Source organism: Pseudomonas atagonensis (genome assembly GCF_011369485.1).
GTDB classification, from domain to species: domain Bacteria; phylum Pseudomonadota; class Gammaproteobacteria; order Pseudomonadales; family Pseudomonadaceae; genus Aquipseudomonas; species Aquipseudomonas atagonensis.
Genome location: NZ_VXCA01000003.1, coordinates 303,288 through 321,692 on the forward strand (window position 1 = coordinate 303,288; position 18,405 = coordinate 321,692).

Below are 18,405 nucleotides of genomic sequence, written 5' to 3' on the forward strand. Positions count from 1 at the left end.
AGTACAACTGTAACCACAAAGCGTCCGAAGTAAAAATTAATTCACAATTCCTTGCAAACTACCGCAAAGCTTAACAGCTAATCATCAGTCCCGCCTTCAAACACTAACACCTCACTTGACTCTATACGATCCGAAATACAGCCAGCTCCGGCGGAAATATAGCACCCTCCCCCCAAAACCCTATAAACATAGTAGCAATCACCAGAAACAAACTTACCCTTGGAGATACTCAACAATTGCTCCATCAACCAAGACCCGCTTTTATTAAAGTATCCAGGACTGACTAATTGCACTTCCTCAACCTTTAACAACTCAGATCGAGAAAAAACTAAACCTTCGAGACTAACAACATCAGACAGCATCAACATATCTCGATATTTGCCGTCTTTAGTTATTTTAGCCAGCGTCACATAAAACCAGGGCTGATGAAGTCCATGCTCAATAAAGCGCCAGAGGTGACAACCTGATCCGAAAGCCTCGCCAATCTGAATTTCAGCATCTGCGTAGGTACGAAACATAGCATCACTCCATTTTATACTCTATCGAGTATAGCACTTTCATTCCTGTGAAGGCCTTATCGTTCCTTTTGCGAGTAATGCACATTGGAACTGAAATACGCATTTGGGCAGGCTCTGCGAGAGCTCAGAATGAGCAAGGATCTGTCGCAGGAAAGCATAGGTGCAAGTCAGAGCTATGTGAGCGACGTTGAGCGCGGCCTGAAAACCCCCTCTATAGAAAAGCTAGATGAATTCGCCTCAACCATTGGCATTCACCCCGTGACGATTCTTGCAAAAAGCTACCTTGTTAAAGATAGGTCCCTGTCAGCGGAAGACCTGATGGCACTGGTACGTAAAGAGCTCGACATGTGATAGGTGAGCCGCAAAAAGATAGAACATGCAGCGCTCTCGCCTTCATCTCTCAATATCGGGTAATGGCGCATCAAGCTTGTCTTTCGACAAACCATGCTTATAGGCATTGTACTGCCAGCGAATAAACTGCTCGAGCAACCTAGAGCTCTCAGCCCGAAGTCGATCATTTTCATTTTCAAGACGCTTGATTCGTTGCTCGGCAATACTCAAGCTCGCTGGCCTTTTCCCAGCCACAAAGCCTGTTTTTTGCTGCTCTTTCTTATGCGAGAACGCCGTCTTAACCTGGCTATGCGAGCTGAGTGTCTGTCGAGTCGGTCGCCCACCAATGAGAGGTGCAACGGCATCGCACAGCGCGTCCCAACTCAACTTCCCTTCCCAGACATCGATGATATTGACCAAGGTTTCGATGTCCCTGCGGGTCAAATGCTTAGCCATCATTCCTCCTAAGCAGCGCTCGCATATCATCAGGCGAAGGCAGGTCTGACGTGACTGTCGGAACACTATCTGAGGTCTTAGATCGGGCATCCAGTTCACGCTTGAGCGGGCTGAACTCCTGATCATCGCTCAAGCAAATTACTGAGCCTATCGGCGTTTCCAGCGATTCAAGTATCTCGATGAGCTGATTGATCCGTTCCAAGGTTTTATTTTGATGTTGGCTCCATCGATCTGCGCCGTACAAGCCGTCATCAATTGCCCCTCGCGCCTTTTCCAGCTGCTGGAAAATCCCATCGCGTTGCTGCTTCAAGCGCTCTAATCTTTCATCGTCTCCCTTGATACAAACCTGTTCGGTGCAGTTCAAGCAATCGCGGTGCTTCTGGCATGGCAACATTGAGAAGTCATGGACGCAGAACCCATACTCGGTTACATGAGCGATCCCATCACCTATGGCATTCAGGTCAGCAAGCGTCACCGGCGTGTTCGCTTTAATTTTAGCGAGAACGCCCCCTACTCCAGCCTGCCTAGCCAGATCAACATACTCATCGTCACTCATGTGATTGTAGGTAGCGTTTTGATGGATATTCGCGCGACCAGACCACTTGGCGAGATCTAGCTGACCGAGGTCTCCCCTCTGAGCAACCGTGTTCAAAAAGTGTCGCAACTGATGCGAAGTCATGGAAATTTCGTTGCCATCCGGATTGGCGTAGCCATGGCGACGCCAGATATTGCTCTCTTGTCCAGGAATGTAATTCAGGTCGGTCGTGAAGGTGCTTTTACCCGGCGACCAAAGCAGTAAAGGACTGGTCACACGATCGAGGTGAAACTGGTGACGGCGGAAGCAGCAAAGTGCTTGCGAATACCTGATATGCCGATCCTTGTTCTTCCAAGGCCAGCCTTCCGGTAGCTGGCTATGAGCAAATGTGTTCAGGAATGCCAAGGTCAACCGTTCTCCCTTCGCCTTGAGCTCCTTATAAGGCTCGTAACCTTTAAAATAAGGATCGACATTCAGATGCTGTAGGGATAAACCAAGCGCCATTACAGCTTGCTCATCCGATAGAGGTTCGAGTTCGCCAACATTTGGGCAGCCAGCATGGCGATAAAACCTATCGGGATGTGCTTCATACCAGGTAGCTAACCTTCGGCCTTCTTCAGACATTTCAGTCAGACGACGCACAGCTTCGACGGCTATATCCTTTGTGACGGTCGAAACCCACTTGATATCAGCGCCATAACCTTTACCCGCATAGAAACGTAGACCAAGGCGCTCGACACCTTTGCTGTCGACCTCTAAGTGCAAGCAGTTAATCGGTAAATCCTGAACTTCACTAATACGTGATGGAGCGCACATCAATAGGGCGAATATCGAAGTCGTGAAGCGATCTCGAGGAGCTTGAAGATTGTTTGAGAATATCTCGCCCATATACTCAAGCAAGTGCTGTTCGGGCATTTTTTCAGCTCGCTTCCTTTTCCCCTCCATGTCTGTTCGGTGTATTTCCTTTGGCTTAGAGATCGGATTTCTCCAATTAATAGGCCTTGGAATGATTTTACTTTCGTTGAGAAAATTTATGAGGTGCACCAAGCTACTGCCCGCTTGATATGCAGTCGACTTGTATTCTCGGGCAACCTCAGCGGCTACATCCATAACTTGAATATCTGTTAACGTGATATCCGCTCGCCCTTTGACTTGCAAAAGCGCCTTCTCGATGCAGCGAATCGCTTTAAACTCATTCTTGAGCTTGTTGGGTTTATGCCCCTGCTGGTACCGCACATACGCCTTGGCGAAAGGGACGATTTCGAAATTTAGTAGCTGCCTGTCGGTAAATCCACGAGCGGGGGCCCCCATAACGGTGAAGTTGCCCACCCCTGGCCAGGTGTCGCGCTCCCAATCAAGATCAGCCCCGAATACCGTAAGCCTGTCACGACACATTTCAATGAAATCACTGAGATTGCTTTTGGCATCGATTACATTCTTCGGTCTGAACAGGAGGATTTCAGCCACGACCAACCTCCTTTTTCATCGAATTGCAGCGGTTAACCACATCGCTTACGGCAAGAATCAATCGGTCGTTTACGGAAGCGATTTTCCTATCTTCCGTCCGTTCCAAGACCTTGTCGCGCTCATTGATCAAGCCCTCCAGGACAGCTTCATGGGGACCGTCCAACCACGGCTGGAAGTGACTGCAGGTGTAACACGCAATGGGGGCAAGGGCGCCGCAAAAACCATGGCTACCGCAGGTGCCAAGGTTTACAGCACCATTGGAAATTCTGCTGTTTGGGTCATCTCCGCGCTTCGCGTCTCTCTCAGACACGACAAGCACGCCTTGAAACGCTTGTGCGATGGGCGCCAATTGCAAGGCAACCGCTTTATCAATTCGTTCGACAATCTCAGGAATGTTCCGGACGTACACTCCAGCGTTTTGAGTATCGGAATGATCAAGTGCTTCCGCAATGACAAGTTCGCCCCTGCCTTCTCTGGCTAAATTGGTACCCAGGGTGTAACGAAAGCGGGTCGGATTCAGGTGCAGCAATCCCCCCGTGCGCTCACTGAAAACGCCCGTCGTTTTTGCCACCAGATCCATCGACTCCTTCACTGAAGCGCTGGGTGCGTGCAAACGATCTCCTACCAACTGGCTTCTGAGATCGGATCGCGCATCTAACGCACCGATTGCTGGAAATAGCGGCAGCTCCCCCACCAAGTCCAGCGGAACCTCTCTTCCCAGCACGCGGGAAAATGCACGCTGAACTTCCTCGGCCTGCTGCTGCAGAATTAGCCAGAGGTCTTCGACTATCGAGAACTCTTTGAAAGATGTACGCCAAGACTGATTACGCTGCTTAGCACGTGGAAAACTGATGAAGTATCTGTCAGATCGACAAATAAGATCGCGCAATTTCAATCCGGTAATCTGACTAGGTCGCCGCCCTGTCATGGCCAAAGTCAGTGCATAACACGCATCAATCAGCGCCAATCGATTCGCCACGTAGTCCCTGATGACTGCTACTGTAATGCCCTGCATTTCGATATCTGTCAGCGGTCCGCTATCGGGGCACATCGATTGAACCGCATAGCCTTTTCCATTCCCTTTGAGCGTCCATTTGTCTAGTAGGGTTAGCGCGTCTTTAGGAATACCTGCATATCCAAGTCTATCCCACTCCCTTATGAGTCCACGCAGTGTGCCCAAATACCACTCCAGTTTCGCGTCCAGGGAGGAGCGGTACGAAATCAAAGACTCGACACTAAAAATGGGATGTTCCAGCGTTGAATCAACATAGTGTTTGTACCGCTCAAACAGATTCCGCGTGTGTGAAGGCGCACTCGTCTGCGCATAAAACGCTAGCACATGCCTTAGGGAGAGAAACATCTCAGAATTCAGAAGTTTTGCCATTGCAAACATTGGGATGTCTATATCCCGACTCAGCTTCCATCGTTCCCCATCGAGCCTTACTAAATAACCGTCCCTTGAGTAAAACTCCTTATTGGAAAATGCGTACGATTTGAGCACGCTCATACAGAAACTCCCTTAAGAACATTACCAAGATGCTTATATTGAAGCTCAAGAACTGCTTTACTTGCCTGTTCTTTGGTATGCCTACGGTTGTAGGTCGCAGCGGTCCCAGAAGTTTCACTCCAACCCATGAGATATGAACGAATCTTTTCTTCACGCCGAGGTGTGATGCCTTGGATTTCGCAGATCTTCGAGAAAGAATAGTTCCAATGATGGCGTAGTGAGTGAGCGTGGATATCGCTATTACCTTCGACGATATTTTTCAGCATACCCATGAACTTACCAAACCCGGCATTCGATAACGGTAGCCCCTGCGAAACTCCCGACTTATGCGTTATAAAGAGATAGCCGTGTTTTTTGGCGCCAGGTACTTTATTTCTGAGTCTGATTACATAGTTATAAATCTGATTTGCAAGTTCAGGTATCAGCGGGAAGACCCGCTCCCGCGTCTTCACCACTGGCTGATAGGCCCTCGCATCTCCCTTTGAATCGGGGCGCCTTACGACCTGCATTGTATTCATTCCGAAGTCTATATCTTCGACCTTTAGATTTAACAGCTCGCCACGACGCAGCCCAGTGCTACGGAGAATGGCAAACATCAGCGCGTTACGTACCTGGACGGCATACTCTCGCACCGGGTTGTTAGCTGAGCCTGGCCTCAACGTAATTTCGAGCGTATCAAGCACCGCGTCATCCAGATATTTGTCTTCTCGACTCACATTGGATTTATCCGACGTCTTCGGACGGTTGGCTTTTATCTGCGACACCATTCGCCCAATACCATCATGGCTCGGAACAGAGGTCGATAGATTCTGGTCTGCGAGAAAGCCCAAATAGTCCGCAATTACTGACATCCGCGTGTACTGATTGCCCTTGCTTACGGTTCGCACCCTGCGGGAAATTGAAACGACACTTCCCCCATCCTCATCGGCCAAAGGCTTCTGCATGAAATCACGCAGCGAATGAATTTCGTGACTTAGCAGCAGCTCACCAGACGAAAAACGCGATTCGACATCAATGTTGTAATAACGCTGCCATGCATACATGGCTTTGAGGGCACTGAGTGCGCTTTGAATTGTATTCAGAGCTAATGAGCGTCCGCGCATGTGCACGGTTACGTAAAGCGCAGGGTAAAACAGAGGCATCCCAAGTTCATCGACAAGAACGATGAGCCGCTCACCATTTGAGGACTTAACCCTACGAAGAGAGAGGTTCATAGCAGCCACCTATTCTTTACATTTTTACAGGGTAGTACCTCACAGGAATTTGCTCAGAATATTTTTAACGCTCAGAAAACACGAAGCCCCCGCATGGCGGGGGCTTCGTGGCTAAACCTTACAAAAAAGTCTAAGGTATGCGCTAGAACGGAATATCGTCATCGAAGCTGTCGAAATCCGGAGCCGGTTGCGGTGCAGCCTGTTGTGGAGCCGGAGCCGAGCGCTGCTGTGGAGCCGACTGCTGCGGGCGGGGAGCCTGCTGACGTGGCGCCTGCTGCTGGTAGTTGTTGCCACCGCCTTGTTGGTCGCCCTGTTGTGGACGGCCGCCGAGCAGTTGCATGGTGCCTTGCATGTCGACCACGATTTCGGTGGTGTAACGCTTGATACCGTCTTTTTCCCACTCACGGGTCTGCAGTTTGCCTTCGATGTAGACCTGCGAACCTTTACGCAGGTATTCGCCGGCAATTTCGGCAACCTTGCCGAACATCGAAACACGGTGCCACTCGGTCTTCTCGACCTTCTGACCAGTTTGCTTGTCGGTCCACTGTTCGCTGGTTGCCAGACTCAGGTTGGTCACGGCGTTACCGTTAGGCAGGTAGCGAACTTCGGGATCCTGGCCGCAAGTGCCGACCAATATGACTTTGTTAACCCCACGGGCCATAACGTTCTCCTAGGCTTCGCAAGCAGCCCCGGCCGGGTTGTTCACCAGGCGTTCGAGGGTGTCGCGATCCACTAATTCTTTGTCCAGTTTGATGTAAACAGCCGCTTCATCAGCAACTATCACTGCATCTGTTACCCCTACGAGGGCCTTGAGGCGCTCGACCAGACCCGCTTCGCGGATCGCCTCGGGCGACAACGGCAAGCGCAGGCTCGTCACGTAGGGAGGTTCGCGCATGGTAACAGCAAAGGCCAGCCAGATGGCAGCCAGACCGGCACATCCGAGGAACACAACCGACAGACCGCCATGCTGAAACAGCCAGCCGCCGAGTATCCCGCCGAGTGCCGAACCGAGGAACTGGCTGGTGGAATACACGCCCATGGCCGTGCCCTTTCCGCCCGCCGGTGAAACCTTGCTGATCAGTGACGGCAACGACGCTTCCAGCAGATTGAACGCGGTGAAAAATACCACCGTGCCGATCACCAGCGCCCGCAAGCTGTCACCGAACTGCCAGAAGAATAGCTCAGTGAGCATCAGCGTCATGACGGCGCCGAGCAAAACTCGTTTCATTTTGCGTTTCTTCTCGCCGTAGATGATGAACGGGATCATGGCGAAGAACGAAATCAGCAGCGCGGTCAGATAGACCCACCAGTGCTGCTCCTTGGGCAAACCGGCTTTTTCCACCAGCGCCAGCGGCAATGCAACGAAGCTCGACATCAACATGGCATGTAACACAAAGATGCCCAGATCGAGGCGTAAAAGATCAGGATGCTTGAGCGTCGGCATCAATGCCTGACGCGCCACCCCGGACTCGCGATGCGTCAGCGGCCCGGTGGATTTCGGCACCATGAACATGATGATCAGAATGCCGACCAGCGCCATTCCACCCGTGGCGAGGAACAGACCGGACAGGCCGAATGCCCGTGTCAGCAACGGCCCGACTACCATGGCCACGGCGAACGACAGGCCGATGGTCATGCCGATCATGGCCATGGCTTTGGTGCGGTGCTGCTCGCGGGTCAGGTCGGAGAGCAACGCCATGACTGCGGCTGAAATCGCCCCTGCACCTTGCAGAATGCGCCCGGCGATCACGCCCCAGATCGAATCGGCCTGAGAAGCCAGCACGCTGCCAAGGGCGAAGACGATCAGCCCCAGGTAAATCACCGGGCGACGGCCGATGCGGTCGGAAATCACCCCGAACGGGATCTGAAAAATTGCCTGCGTCAGGCCGTAAGCGCCAATGGCCAGCCCGATCAGAGCCGGGGTCGCTCCTGCCAGATCCATGCCGTAGGTTGCCAGTACCGGCAACACCATGAACATGCCAAGCATACGGAAGGCGAACACCAGGGCCAGACCGCTCGCCGCGCGGGTCTCGCTGCCACTCATGCGTTCGCTGTGGGGATCGTGCATGGAAAAACCTCGTGTGAACCGGCGGCGATTCTACCAGTCCCATCGGAAGACGGGGTATATCGCGACGCTTTGCCACGTACAGATGAAACTCTCTTCATGTAAGGCAAGAAACGCTGCGTTTGATAGTGTGCATCCATCCAGTATTTGGCCGTATACTCCTACGTTTTCGACGCCCGCCGAGCGAGGCCACTTTGGACAAGATCCTGATACGTGGGGCCCGTACCCACAACCTGAAGAACATCGACCTGACCCTGCCACGGGACAAACTGATCGTCATCACCGGCCTGTCCGGATCCGGCAAGTCGTCCCTTGCGTTCGACACGCTGTACGCCGAAGGTCAGCGCCGCTATGTCGAATCGCTGTCGGCCTACGCCCGGCAGTTTCTGTCGATGATGGAAAAACCCGACGTCGACACCATTGAAGGCCTGTCGCCGGCGATCTCCATCGAACAGAAGTCGACCTCGCACAACCCGCGCTCCACGGTCGGCACCATCACCGAAATCTACGACTACCTGCGCCTGCTTTATGCACGCGTGGGTACGCCGCGCTGCCCGGATCACGATATTCCGCTGGAAGCGCAGACCGTCAGCCAGATGGTCGATCTGGTACTGGCGCAGCCTGAAGGCAGCAAACTGATGCTGCTGGCGCCGGTCATCCGCGAGCGCAAAGGCGAACACCTGTCGGTTTTCGAAGAGTTGCGCGCTCAAGGTTTCGTCCGTGCCCGTGTCAACGGCCGGATCTGCGAGCTCGACGAGTTGCCGAAGCTGGATAAACAGAAGAAGCACTCGATTGATGTGATCGTCGACCGTTTCAAAGTCCGCGCTGATTTGCAGCAACGTCTCGCCGAGTCGTTCGAGACTGCCTTGAAACTGGCGGACGGTATTGCTCTGGTCGCTCCGATGGACGACGAGCCCGGCGAAGAAATGATCTTCTCCGCGCGCTTCGCCTGCCCGATCTGCGGCCACGCGATCAGCGAGCTGGAGCCGAAGCTGTTCTCTTTCAACAACCCCGCTGGTGCTTGCCCGACCTGCGATGGTCTGGGGGTGAAGCAGTTCTTCGACATCAAGCGACTGGTCAATGGCGACCTGACGCTGGCCGAAGGTGCGATACGCGGCTGGGACAGGCGCAACGTCTATTACTTCCAGATGCTTGGCTCACTGGCCTCTCACTACGGTTTCAGTCTTGAGGTGCCGTTCAACGAACTGCCGGCCGATCAGCAGAAATTCATTCTGCACGGCAGCGGATCTCAGAACGTCGACTTCAAATACCTGAACGATCGTGGCGATATCGTCAAACGTTCGCACCCGTTCGAAGGCATCGTACCCAACCTTGAGCGCCGCTATCGCGAAACCGAATCGGCGAGCGTGCGTGAAGAGCTGGCCAAGTTCCTCAGCACCCAGTCGTGCCCGGATTGCCGCGGCACCCGTCTGCGTCGCGAAGCGCGGCACGTGTGGGTCGGTGAGAAAACGCTGCCGGCCGTCACCAATCTGCCGATCGGCGATGCCTGTGAATACTTCGCCGAGCTGAAGATGACTGGCCGTCGCGGTGAAATTGCTGACAAGATTCTCAAGGAGATCCGCGAGCGTCTGCAGTTTCTGGTCAACGTCGGTCTCGACTATCTGTCGCTGGATCGCAGCGCCGACACGTTGTCCGGCGGTGAAGCACAACGGATTCGCCTGGCCAGCCAGATTGGCGCCGGCCTTGTGGGCGTCCTGTACATCCTCGACGAGCCGTCCATTGGTCTGCACCAGCGCGACAACGACCGCCTGCTGGGCACGCTCAAGCATCTGCGGGACATCGGCAATACCGTGATTGTGGTCGAGCACGATGAGGATGCTATCCGCCTCGCCGATTACGTCGTGGATATCGGCCCGGGCGCCGGCGTACATGGCGGGCAGATCGTGGCCGAAGGCACGCCGGCCGAGGTCATGGTGCACCCGGACTCACTGACCGGCAAATACCTGTCGGGTCGAGTGAAGATCGAAGTGCCGGCCAAACGTACGCCGCGCAACAAAAAGCAGGTGCTGGCGCTCAAGGGCGCGCGCGGCAACAACCTGCGCAATGTCGACCTGGAAATCCCGATCGGCTTGCTGACGTGCGTGACCGGTGTATCCGGCTCGGGCAAATCGACGCTGATCAACAATACGCTGTTCCCACTGAGCGCAACCGCACTCAATGGCGCGACCACGCTCGAAGCGGCAGCGCACGACAGCATCAAAGGCCTGGAACATCTCGACAAAGTCGTCGATATCGACCAAAGCCCTATTGGTCGCACACCGCGTTCGAACCCGGCAACTTACACCGGGCTGTTCACGCCGATCCGGGAGTTGTTTGCGGGTGTGCCTGAATCGCGCTCCCGTGGTTACGGTCCTGGGCGTTTCTCGTTCAACGTCAAGGGCGGTCGTTGCGAAGCCTGCCAGGGCGATGGCTTGATCAAAGTGGAAATGCACTTCCTGCCGGACATCTACGTGCCGTGCGACGTGTGCAAGAGCAAGCGCTACAACCGCGAAACCCTTGAGATCAAGTACAAGGGCAAGAGCATCCACGAAACCCTCGAGATGACCATCGAGGAAGCCCGCGTGTTCTTCGACGCAGTACCAGCGCTGGCGCGTAAGCTGCAAACGCTGATGGACGTTGGCCTGTCGTACATCAAGCTAGGGCAGTCGGCGACGACGTTGTCCGGCGGTGAAGCGCAGCGGGTCAAGCTGTCTCGCGAACTGTCCAAACGCGATACCGGCAAAACCCTGTACATCCTCGATGAGCCGACTACCGGTCTGCACTTCGCCGATATCCAGCAATTGCTCGACGTACTGCACCGCCTGCGCGATCACGGCAACACCGTGGTAGTGATTGAACACAACCTCGACGTGATCAAGACCGCCGACTGGCTGGTGGATCTTGGTCCTGAGGGTGGTTCCAAGGGCGGCCAGATCATTGCCACCGGTACGCCGGAGGAAGTGGCCGAGATGAAGCAATCTCATACTGGCCACTACCTCAAGCCGTTGCTGGTTCGTGATCGGGCCTAAATCCCGCGCATGAAAAAGCCCCTGTCACTTCATCAGTGACAGGGGCTTTTTTGTATCCGATGTAATCAGGTGTGGGATTGCAGATAGTTCTCTAGACCGATCAACTTGATCAGACCCAACTGCTTTTCCAGCCAGTAGGTGTGATCTTCCTCGGTGTCGTTGAGCTGAACCCGCAGGATCTCTCGGCTGACGTAGTCGTTGTGCTGCTCGCAAAGCTCAATGCCTTTGCACAGCGCGGCGCGGACTTTGTACTCAAGGCGCAGATCCGCTTCAAGCATCTCAGGCACCGAGGTGCCGACATCCAGATCGTCCGGACGCATACGCGGCGTGCCTTCGAGCATCAGAATCCGGCGCATCAACGCATCAGCGTGACCGGCTTCTTCTTCCATCTCGTGGTTGATTCGCTCGTAGAGCTTGGTGAACCCCCAGTCCTCATACATCCGCGAATGAACGAAATATTGGTCACGCGCGGCCAGTTCGCCGGTCAGCAACGTGTTGAGGTAATCGATAACGTCTGGGTGGCCTTGCATCGCCCTACATCTCCCTGCTTGAAAGACTGTAGTTTGAACCAAGCTGACCGGAAGGTCACCCGTTTTGCGCAATAAAAGCGAAGATATTCTTAGAAAAGCAGCCTAAATAACGCAAAAACCGCCCAAATGAGGGCGGTTCTGCTTCTCGTTTAGACTTCGTTAAGCTGTACGTTGAGCAGCTTTGCGATTGCTTCTCCGTACGCCGGATCGGCCTTGTAGAAATGCTGCAACTGGCGATCAACCACGTCGCTGGAAACACCTGCCATTGCGCCGGCAATGTTGCTGACCAGCAGCGCCTTCTGATCGTCACTCATCAGGCGAAACAGCGCACCGGCGTGGCTGTAGTAATCGGTGTCTTCGCGGTGGTCGTAACGATCAGCGGCCCCACTCAGAGCCAGTGCAGGCTCGGCGTAATGCGGCGCTTGTTTCGGCGATTCGATGTAGCTGTTCGGCTCATAGTTAGGCGCTGCACCACCATTGCTGCCGAAAGCCATCGAGCCGTCGCGCTGGTAGGTATTCACCGGGCTGCGTGGCGCATTGACCGGCAGTTGCTGGTGGTTGGTACCGACACGGTAGCGATGCGCGTCGGCGTAAGCGAATACGCGACCTTGCAGCATGCGATCCGGTGACAGACCGACGCCCGGAACCATGTTGCTCGGGCCGAATGCAGCTTGCTCGACTTCGGCGAAGTAGTTCTGTGGGTTTCGGTTCAGCTCAAGCTCACCGACTTCAATCAGCGGAAACTCTTTCTGCGACCAGGTCTTGGTCACGTCGAACGGGTTCTCGTAGTGAGCCGCCGCCTGCGCTTCGGACATGATCTGGATGCACACGCGCCATTTCGGGAAGTCACCGCGCTCGATGGCTTCGAACAGATCACGCTGTGCGTAGTCAGGATCGGTACCCGCAAGACGCGCAGCATCTGCCGGCGCGAGGTTTTTGATCCCTTGCTTGGTCTTGTAGTGCCACTTGACCCAATGACGCTCGCCCTCGGCATTGATCAGACTGTAGGTGTGACTGCCGAAGCCGTGCATGTGGCGGTAGCCGTCAGGAATGCCTCGGTCGGAGAACAGAATCGTTACCTGATGCAGTGCTTCAGGCGAATGCGACCAGAAATCCCACATCATTTGCGCACTTTTCAGATTGCTCTGCGGAAGGCGCTTCTGCGTATGGATGAAGTCAGGGAATTTCAACGGGTCACGAATGAAGAACACCGGCGTGTTGTTGCCGACGATGTCCCAGTTACCTTCTTCGGTATAGAACTTCAATGCGAAACCACGCGGATCACGCTCGGTGTCGGCCGAACCACGCTCACCACCCACAGTAGAGAACCGCAGGAAGGTCGGGGTCTGCTTACCGACCGACTCGAATAATTTAGCGCTGGTGTAACGGGTGATGTCCTGAGTGACAGTGAAAGTCCCGTAAGCACCCGAGCCCTTGGCATGCACGCGACGCTCTGGGATGTTTTCACGATTGAAATGAGCAAGCTTCTCGATCAGGTGGAAATCATCGAGCAGCAATGGGCCACGCGGGCCAGCGGAGCGAGAATTCTGGTTATCAGCGACAGGCGCGCCACTGGCGGTCGTAAGCGTTTTGATCTGGCTCATACAGTCTTCTTCCTCTGTCAGTCTTGGAGCTGCCGGCTAATCGGCTTGGCAGGAAGTATTGATCATCAATATGACACCTACAAATTCATTAACCTGTAGATATCGATAGAAAAATACTAATGATAATTTCCAGCACATAGTGACAACAGAATCGGGTTAGAAGCTTGTACGGGCAGCGCATTTTCTTTCAGAAACAAAAAACCGGGCGCTAGGCCCGGTTCTTTGTTTCAGACTGACGTCTTACTCGGCGGATACAGCTTCGCCAGCAGTAGCACGATCAACCAACTCGACGTACGCCATAGGCGCGTTGTCGCCAGCGCGGAAACCGCACTTGAGGATGCGCAGGTAGCCACCCTCACGGGTAGCGTAACGCTTGCCCAGGTCGTTGAAGAGCTTACCAACGATAGCTTTCGAACGAGTACGGTCGAAAGCCAGACGGCGGTTAGCCAGGCTGTCTGTCTTGGCCAGAGTGATCAGCGGCTCGGCAACGCGGCGCAGTTCTTTGGCTTTTGGCAGAGTAGTTTTGATCAGCTCGTGCTCGAACAGCGACACCGCCATGTTTTGGAACATGGCCTTGCGGTGCGAGCTGGTGCGGCTCAGGTGACGACCACTTTTACGATGACGCATGGTTCATTCCTTACCAAACACTACGTTCGGTGATTACGACGATCAGGCAGTCGCCTTGTCGTCCTTCTTAAGACTTGCAGGCGGCCAGTTGTCGAGGCGCATGCCGAGGGACAGACCGCGGGAGGCCAGAACGTCCTTGATTTCAGTCAAGGATTTCTTGCCCAGGTTCGGAGTCTTCAACAGCTCTACTTCGGTACGCTGAATCAGGTCACCGATGTAGTAGATGTTTTCCGCCTTAAGGCAGTTAGCCGAACGTACAGTCAGTTCCAGATCGTCAACCGGGCGAAGCAGGATCGGATCGATCTCGTCTTCCTGCTCGACAACCACTGGCTCACTGTCACCTTTGAGGTCGACGAACGCAGCCAACTGCTGTTGCAGAATGGTTGCAGCGCGGCGGATAGCCTCTTCAGGGTCCAGGGTACCGTTGGTTTCCAGATCAATAACCAGCTTGTCCAGGTTGGTGCGCTGCTCGACACGGGCGTTTTCCACCACGTATGCGATACGGCGAACCGGGCTGAACGAAGAGTCGAGCTGCAAGCGACCGATGCTGCGGCTTTCGTCTTCATCGCTCTGACGCGAGTCGGCTGGTTCATAACCACGACCACGAGCTACGGTGAGCTTCATGTTCAGGGCGCCGTTAGACGCCAGGTTAGCGATTACGTGATCGGGATTAACGATCTCGACATCATGATCCAGCTGAATATCGGCAGCGGTAACCACCCCCGAACCCTTCTTCGACAAGGTCAGCGTAACTTCGTCACGACCGTGCAGCTTGATGGCCAGACCTTTAAGGTTCAACAGGATTTCAATTACGTCTTCCTGTACACCTTCGATGGCGCTGTACTCGTGGAGCACACCGTCAATCTCGGCCTCGACTACTGCGCAGCCGGGCATTGAGGACAACAGGATGCGGCGCAGCGCGTTGCCCAGGGTGTGGCCAAAACCACGCTCGAGAGGCTCGAGAGTGATCTTGGCGCGGGTTGGACTGACAACCTGCACATCAATGTGGCGGGGTGTCAGGAACTCATTTACCGAAATCTGCATGGATGCACCTATTTTCTAGCCCTTACTTGGAGTAGAGCTCGACAATCAGGCTTTCGTTGATGTCGGCGGACAGATCACTGCGAGCAGGAACGTTCTTGAAAACGCCCGACTTCTTCTCAGTGTCTACTTCTACCCATTCTACGCGGCCACGCTGGGCACACAGATCGAGAGCTTGGACAATGCGAAGTTGGTTTTTTGCTTTCTCGCGAACTGCAACCACGTCACCAGCACGAACCTGATACGACGGAACGTTTACGGTCTGACCGTTAACGCTGATCGACTTGTGCGATACCAGCTGGCGGGATTCGGCACGAGTCGAACCAAAGCCCATACGGTATACAACGTTGTCCAGACGGCATTCGAGCAGTTGCAGCAGGTTTTCACCGGTTGCACCTTTCTTACCAGCAGCTTCTTTGTAGTAGCCGCTGAACTGACGCTCGAGAACGCCGTAGATACGACGGACCTTCTGCTTTTCACGCAGTTGGGTGCCGTAGTCGGACTGGCGACCGCGGCGTTGGCCGTGGATACCAGGTGCTGCTTCAATGTTGCACTTCGATTCGATCGCGCGCACGCCGCTCTTCAGGAAGAGATCGGTGCCTTCGCGACGAGCGAGTTTGCATTTTGGACCAATGTAACGAGCCATTCTTTACAATCTCCTGGATTACACGCGGCGCTTCTTCGGCGGACGGCACCCGTTGTGCGGGATTGGCGTCACGTCGGTGATGCTGGCGATCTTGTAGCCACAGCCGTTCAAAGCGCGGACTGCGGATTCACGACCTGGACCTGGACCTTTGACATTGACGTCGAGGTTTTTCAGGCCATATTCCAGCGCAGCTTGACCAGCACGCTCAGCAGCTACTTGAGCAGCGAACGGGGTGGACTTGCGGGAACCGCGGAAACCCGAACCACCGGAGGTAGCCCAGGAAAGAGCGTTACCTTGACGGTCGGTGATGGTCACGATGGTGTTGTTAAAAGATGCATGGATGTGGGCGATGCCATCAACCACTGTCTTTTTAACTTTTTTACGAGGACGAGCAGCAGGTTTTGCCATGATTAAATTCCTGTCGATTCGCTGGGGCGATTACTTGCGGATCGGCTTACGCGGACCTTTACGGGTACGCGCGTTGGTCTTGGTACGCTGACCGCGTACTGGAAGACCACGACGATGACGCAGACCGCGATAGCAACCGAGGTCCATCAAGCGCTTGATTTTCATGTTGATTTCGCGACGCAGGTCACCTTCAGTGGTGAACTTCGCCACTTCGCCACGCAGCTGTTCAATTTGCTCGTCGCTCAGATCTTTGATCTTTGCTGCTGGGTTTACCCCAGTCACTGCACAGATCTTCTGCGCAGTAGTGCGACCAACACCATAGATGTAGGTCAGCGAGATAACAGTATGCTTGTTATCTGGAATGTTAACGCCTGCAATACGGGCCATTCAGTGGGACTCCAATTGACAGCTACCTACGCCCCGGAAGCCAAGAAATAGGGCGCGAGATAATATCGCTGTAATAACAAATAATCAACCCGGTAGCGCACTAGCTACCGGGCTTGAAGCACAATCACACTCAGCCTTGGCGCTGTTTGTGACGCGGTTCCGCGCTGCAAATTACTCGAACAACACCTTCGCGGCGAATAATCTTGCAGTTACGGCACAGCTTTTTCACCGATGCACGAACTTTCATCACCAACTCCTCGAACCTTATGGGTACTCAGCGCAACATGCCGCTGCCGTAACCCTTCAGGTTGGCTTTCTTCATCAGGGATTCGTACTGGTGCGAAACGAGGTGCGATTGTACTTGGGACATGAAGTCCATCACAACCACGACCACGATCAGCAACGAGGTCCCGCCAAGGTAGAACGGAACGTTTGCTGCAACCACCAGGAACTGGGGCAACAGGCACACGGCCGTCATGTAAAGAGCACCGAACATGGTCAAGCGGGTCAGAACGCCATCAATATAGCGCGCAGACTGCTCACCTGGACGGATGCCCGGAATAAAGGCACCGGACTTCTTCAGGTTTTCCGCTACGTCTTTCGGATTGAACATCAACGCCGTATAGAAGAAGCAGAAGAAAATAATCCCTGCACTAAACAGCAGAATATTCAACGGCTGACCAGGAGCGATCGACTGCGAGATGTCCTGCAACCAGCCCATACCTTCAGACTGACCGAACCAGGCACCCAGCGAAGCCGGGAACAGCAAAATGCTGCTCGCGAAAATAGCCGGAATAACACCGGCCATGTTCACCTTCAGCGGCAAGTGGCTTGTCTGCGCAGCAAAAACCTTGCGGCCCTGCTGACGCTTGGCGTAGTGAACAGCAATACGACGCTGACCACGCTCAATGAACACCACGAAACCGATAATCGCTACTGCCAGCAAACCGATGGCAACCAAGGCGAAGATGTTGATATCACCCTGACGCGCAGACTCGAAAGACTGCCCGATTGCTCTCGGAAGACCGGCGACGATACCCGAAAAAATCAACATCGAGATACCGTTGCCTACACCACGCTCAGTAATCTGCTCACCCAGCCACATCATGAACATCGCACCAGCCACAAAAGTGGATACCGCGACGAAATGGAAGCCAAAGTCACCAGTGAACGCAACGCCCTGCCCCGCCAAACCAATGGACATGCCAATAGCCTGGACGAGAGCGAGGACGACGGTGCCGTAGCGGGTGTACTGGCTGATCTTGCGACGGCCAGCTTCACCTTCCTTCTTCAACTGCTCCAACTGCGGACTGACGGCGGTCATCAGTTGCATGATGATCGATGCCGAAATGTACGGCATGATCCCCAGTGCAAAGATGCTCATCCGTTCCAGCGCGCCGCCGGAGAACATGTTGAACAAGCTAAGAATGGTCCCCTCATTCTGTCGAAACAGGTCTGCGAGTCGGTCCGGGTTGATACCTGGAACCGGGATGTGTGCGCCTATTCGGTAGACGATAATCGCCAGGAACAGAAAACGCAGACGAGCCCAGAGTTCAGACATACCGCCTTTGCCGAGCGCAGAGAGAGCACCTTGCTTAGCCATTTATTCCTCGAACTTGCCGCCAGCTGCTTCGATAGCCGCACGCGCACCTTTGGTGGCGCCGATTCCCTTGCCGATAGTGACAGCGCGAGTCACTTCACCGGACAGCATGATTTTCACACGCTGTACGTTGACGTTGATCACGTTGGCATCTTTCAGGGACTGCACGGTGACGATGTCGCCTTCCACTTTAGCCAGCTCGGACAGACGCACTTCTGCGCGATCCATGGCTTTCAGGGAAACGAAACCGAACTTCGGCAGACGACGATGCAGCGGCTGTTGACCGCCTTCAAAGCCTGGAGCAATGGTGCCACCAGAGCGGGAGGTCTGACCTTTGTGACCACGGCCACCAGTCTTACCCAAACCGCTACCGATACCACGGCCCGGACGATGCTTTTCGCGACGGGAACCCGGCGCTGGACTCAGATCATTGAGTTTCAT

Annotated in this window: 19 protein-coding genes; 2 read left to right on the plus strand and 17 right to left on the minus strand. The window is 54.3% G+C overall.

Going from position 1 to position 18,405, the window contains the following annotated elements; all coding sequences use genetic code 11:
• Positions 1-77: 77 nt before the first annotated feature.
• On the minus strand, positions 78-518 hold the full coding sequence (locus F2P67_RS02575; RefSeq protein WP_166216977.1) for an FTH domain-containing protein: 441 nt from the start codon (positions 516-518) through the stop codon (positions 78-80).
• A gap of 84 nt (positions 519-602) precedes the next feature.
• Between F2P67_RS02575 and F2P67_RS02580 the strand changes: the two genes are divergently transcribed.
• The gene (locus F2P67_RS02580) at positions 603-869 is read left to right on the plus strand and encodes a helix-turn-helix domain-containing protein (protein ID WP_166216980.1); all 267 of its coding nucleotides are present in this window, start codon (positions 603-605) and stop codon (positions 867-869) included.
• A gap of 42 nt (positions 870-911) precedes the next feature.
• Here F2P67_RS02580 and F2P67_RS02585 read toward each other — a convergent pair whose 3' ends face one another.
• From F2P67_RS02585 to F2P67_RS02610, 6 genes are all read right to left on the minus strand, one after another.
• Entirely contained in the window at positions 912-1,304 is a 393-nt protein-coding gene (locus tag F2P67_RS02585) for a hypothetical protein (protein WP_166216982.1), read from the minus strand.
• Positions 1,297-3,306, minus strand: a complete 2,010-nt coding sequence (locus tag F2P67_RS02590) for an integrase (protein WP_166216984.1) — start codon at positions 3,304-3,306, stop codon at positions 1,297-1,299. Before F2P67_RS02590 ends, F2P67_RS02585 begins: the two co-directional genes overlap by 8 nt.
• Positions 3,299-4,813: a site-specific integrase gene (locus F2P67_RS02595; protein WP_166216986.1), complete on the minus strand. Its 1,515-nt coding sequence runs from the start codon at positions 4,811-4,813 to the stop codon at positions 3,299-3,301. Before F2P67_RS02595 ends, F2P67_RS02590 begins: the two co-directional genes overlap by 8 nt.
• Positions 4,810-6,027 (minus strand): tyrosine-type recombinase/integrase, encoded by a 1,218-nt coding sequence (locus tag F2P67_RS02600; protein WP_166216988.1) that lies wholly within the window; start codon positions 6,025-6,027, stop codon positions 4,810-4,812. The genes F2P67_RS02595 and F2P67_RS02600 overlap by 4 nt, the downstream gene beginning before the upstream one ends.
• 142 nt (positions 6,028-6,169) lie before the next feature.
• Positions 6,170-6,688, minus strand: a complete 519-nt coding sequence (locus F2P67_RS02605) for a single-stranded DNA-binding protein (protein ID WP_003228709.1) — start codon at positions 6,686-6,688, stop codon at positions 6,170-6,172.
• Between the two features lie 9 nt (positions 6,689-6,697).
• Positions 6,698-8,095: an MFS transporter gene (locus F2P67_RS02610; RefSeq protein ID WP_166216990.1), complete on the minus strand. Its 1,398-nt coding sequence runs from the start codon at positions 8,093-8,095 to the stop codon at positions 6,698-6,700.
• Between the two features lie 191 nt (positions 8,096-8,286).
• Between F2P67_RS02610 and uvrA the strand changes: the two genes are divergently transcribed.
• On the plus strand, positions 8,287-11,121 hold the full coding sequence (uvrA, locus tag F2P67_RS02615; RefSeq protein ID WP_166216992.1) for an excinuclease ABC subunit UvrA: 2,835 nt from the start codon (positions 8,287-8,289) through the stop codon (positions 11,119-11,121).
• 65 nt (positions 11,122-11,186) lie between these two features.
• On the opposite strand, the gene bfr is transcribed toward uvrA, so the two are convergent.
• The 10 genes from bfr to rplO all read right to left on the minus strand — a co-directional run bounded on the left by bfr (position 11,187) and on the right by rplO (position 18,405).
• The gene (gene bfr, locus F2P67_RS02620) at positions 11,187-11,651 is read right to left on the minus strand and encodes a bacterioferritin (protein WP_166216994.1); all 465 of its coding nucleotides are present in this window, start codon (positions 11,649-11,651) and stop codon (positions 11,187-11,189) included.
• Between the two features lie 149 nt (positions 11,652-11,800).
• Complete coding sequence (locus F2P67_RS02625) at positions 11,801-13,255, minus strand: catalase (protein ID WP_166216996.1); 1,455 nt, start codon at positions 13,253-13,255, stop codon at positions 11,801-11,803.
• A 240-nt stretch (positions 13,256-13,495) separates the two neighbouring features.
• Positions 13,496-13,882 (minus strand): 50S ribosomal protein L17, encoded by a 387-nt coding sequence (gene rplQ, locus F2P67_RS02630; RefSeq protein WP_003176402.1) that lies wholly within the window; start codon positions 13,880-13,882, stop codon positions 13,496-13,498.
• Positions 13,883-13,924: 42 nt separating this feature from the next.
• On the minus strand, positions 13,925-14,926 hold the full coding sequence (locus F2P67_RS02635) for a DNA-directed RNA polymerase subunit alpha (RefSeq protein WP_003186012.1): 1,002 nt from the start codon (positions 14,924-14,926) through the stop codon (positions 13,925-13,927).
• Between the two features lie 22 nt (positions 14,927-14,948).
• Positions 14,949-15,569, minus strand: a complete 621-nt coding sequence (gene rpsD, locus F2P67_RS02640) for a 30S ribosomal protein S4 (RefSeq protein WP_003176404.1) — start codon at positions 15,567-15,569, stop codon at positions 14,949-14,951.
• Positions 15,570-15,587: 18 nt separating this feature from the next.
• Positions 15,588-15,977, minus strand: coding sequence for a 30S ribosomal protein S11 (gene rpsK / locus F2P67_RS02645; protein WP_002555466.1), 390 nt, complete (start codon positions 15,975-15,977; stop codon positions 15,588-15,590).
• Positions 15,978-16,007: 30 nt separating this feature from the next.
• Positions 16,008-16,364, minus strand: coding sequence for a 30S ribosomal protein S13 (rpsM, locus tag F2P67_RS02650; RefSeq protein ID WP_003186020.1), 357 nt, complete (start codon positions 16,362-16,364; stop codon positions 16,008-16,010).
• Positions 16,365-16,494: 130 nt separating this feature from the next.
• On the minus strand, positions 16,495-16,611 hold the full coding sequence (gene rpmJ / locus F2P67_RS02655; RefSeq protein WP_002555468.1) for a 50S ribosomal protein L36: 117 nt from the start codon (positions 16,609-16,611) through the stop codon (positions 16,495-16,497).
• Positions 16,612-16,638: 27 nt separating this feature from the next.
• Entirely contained in the window at positions 16,639-17,967 is a 1,329-nt protein-coding gene (gene secY / locus F2P67_RS02660; RefSeq protein WP_003228718.1) for a preprotein translocase subunit SecY, read from the minus strand.
• Positions 17,968-18,405 (minus strand): 50S ribosomal protein L15, encoded by a 438-nt coding sequence (gene rplO / locus F2P67_RS02665; protein WP_003228720.1) that lies wholly within the window; start codon positions 18,403-18,405, stop codon positions 17,968-17,970.

Coding starts and splice junctions, on each gene's coding strand:
- F2P67_RS02575 (WP_166216977.1), bottom strand. CDS start 518: ATGTTTCGTACCTACGCAGATGCTGAAATTCAGATTGGCGAGGCTTTC.
- F2P67_RS02585 (WP_166216982.1), bottom strand. CDS start 1,304: ATGGCTAAGCATTTGACCCGCAGGGACATCGAAACCTTGGTCAATATC.
- F2P67_RS02595 (WP_166216986.1), bottom strand. CDS start 4,813: ATGAGCGTGCTCAAATCGTACGCATTTTCCAATAAGGAGTTTTACTCA.
- F2P67_RS02600 (WP_166216988.1), bottom strand. CDS start 6,027: ATGAACCTCTCTCTTCGTAGGGTTAAGTCCTCAAATGGTGAGCGGCTC.
- F2P67_RS02605 (WP_003228709.1), bottom strand. CDS start 6,688: ATGGCCCGTGGGGTTAACAAAGTCATATTGGTCGGCACTTGCGGCCAG.
- F2P67_RS02610 (WP_166216990.1), bottom strand. CDS start 8,095: ATGCACGATCCCCACAGCGAACGCATGAGTGGCAGCGAGACCCGCGCG.
- bfr (WP_166216994.1), bottom strand. CDS start 11,651: ATGCAAGGCCACCCAGACGTTATCGATTACCTCAACACGTTGCTGACC.
- F2P67_RS02625 (WP_166216996.1), bottom strand. CDS start 13,255: ATGAGCCAGATCAAAACGCTTACGACCGCCAGTGGCGCGCCTGTCGCT.
- rplQ (WP_003176402.1), bottom strand. CDS start 13,882: ATGCGTCATCGTAAAAGTGGTCGTCACCTGAGCCGCACCAGCTCGCAC.
- F2P67_RS02635 (WP_003186012.1), bottom strand. CDS start 14,926: ATGCAGATTTCGGTAAATGAGTTCCTGACACCCCGCCACATTGATGTG.
- rpsD (WP_003176404.1), bottom strand. CDS start 15,569: ATGGCTCGTTACATTGGTCCAAAATGCAAACTCGCTCGTCGCGAAGGC.
- rpsK (WP_002555466.1), bottom strand. CDS start 15,977: ATGGCAAAACCTGCTGCTCGTCCTCGTAAAAAAGTTAAAAAGACAGTG.
- rpsM (WP_003186020.1), bottom strand. CDS start 16,364: ATGGCCCGTATTGCAGGCGTTAACATTCCAGATAACAAGCATACTGTT.
- rpmJ (WP_002555468.1), bottom strand. CDS start 16,611: ATGAAAGTTCGTGCATCGGTGAAAAAGCTGTGCCGTAACTGCAAGATT.
- secY (WP_003228718.1), bottom strand. CDS start 17,967: ATGGCTAAGCAAGGTGCTCTCTCTGCGCTCGGCAAAGGCGGTATGTCT.
- rplO (WP_003228720.1), bottom strand. CDS start 18,405: ATGAAACTCAATGATCTGAGTCCAGCGCCGGGTTCCCGTCGCGAAAAG.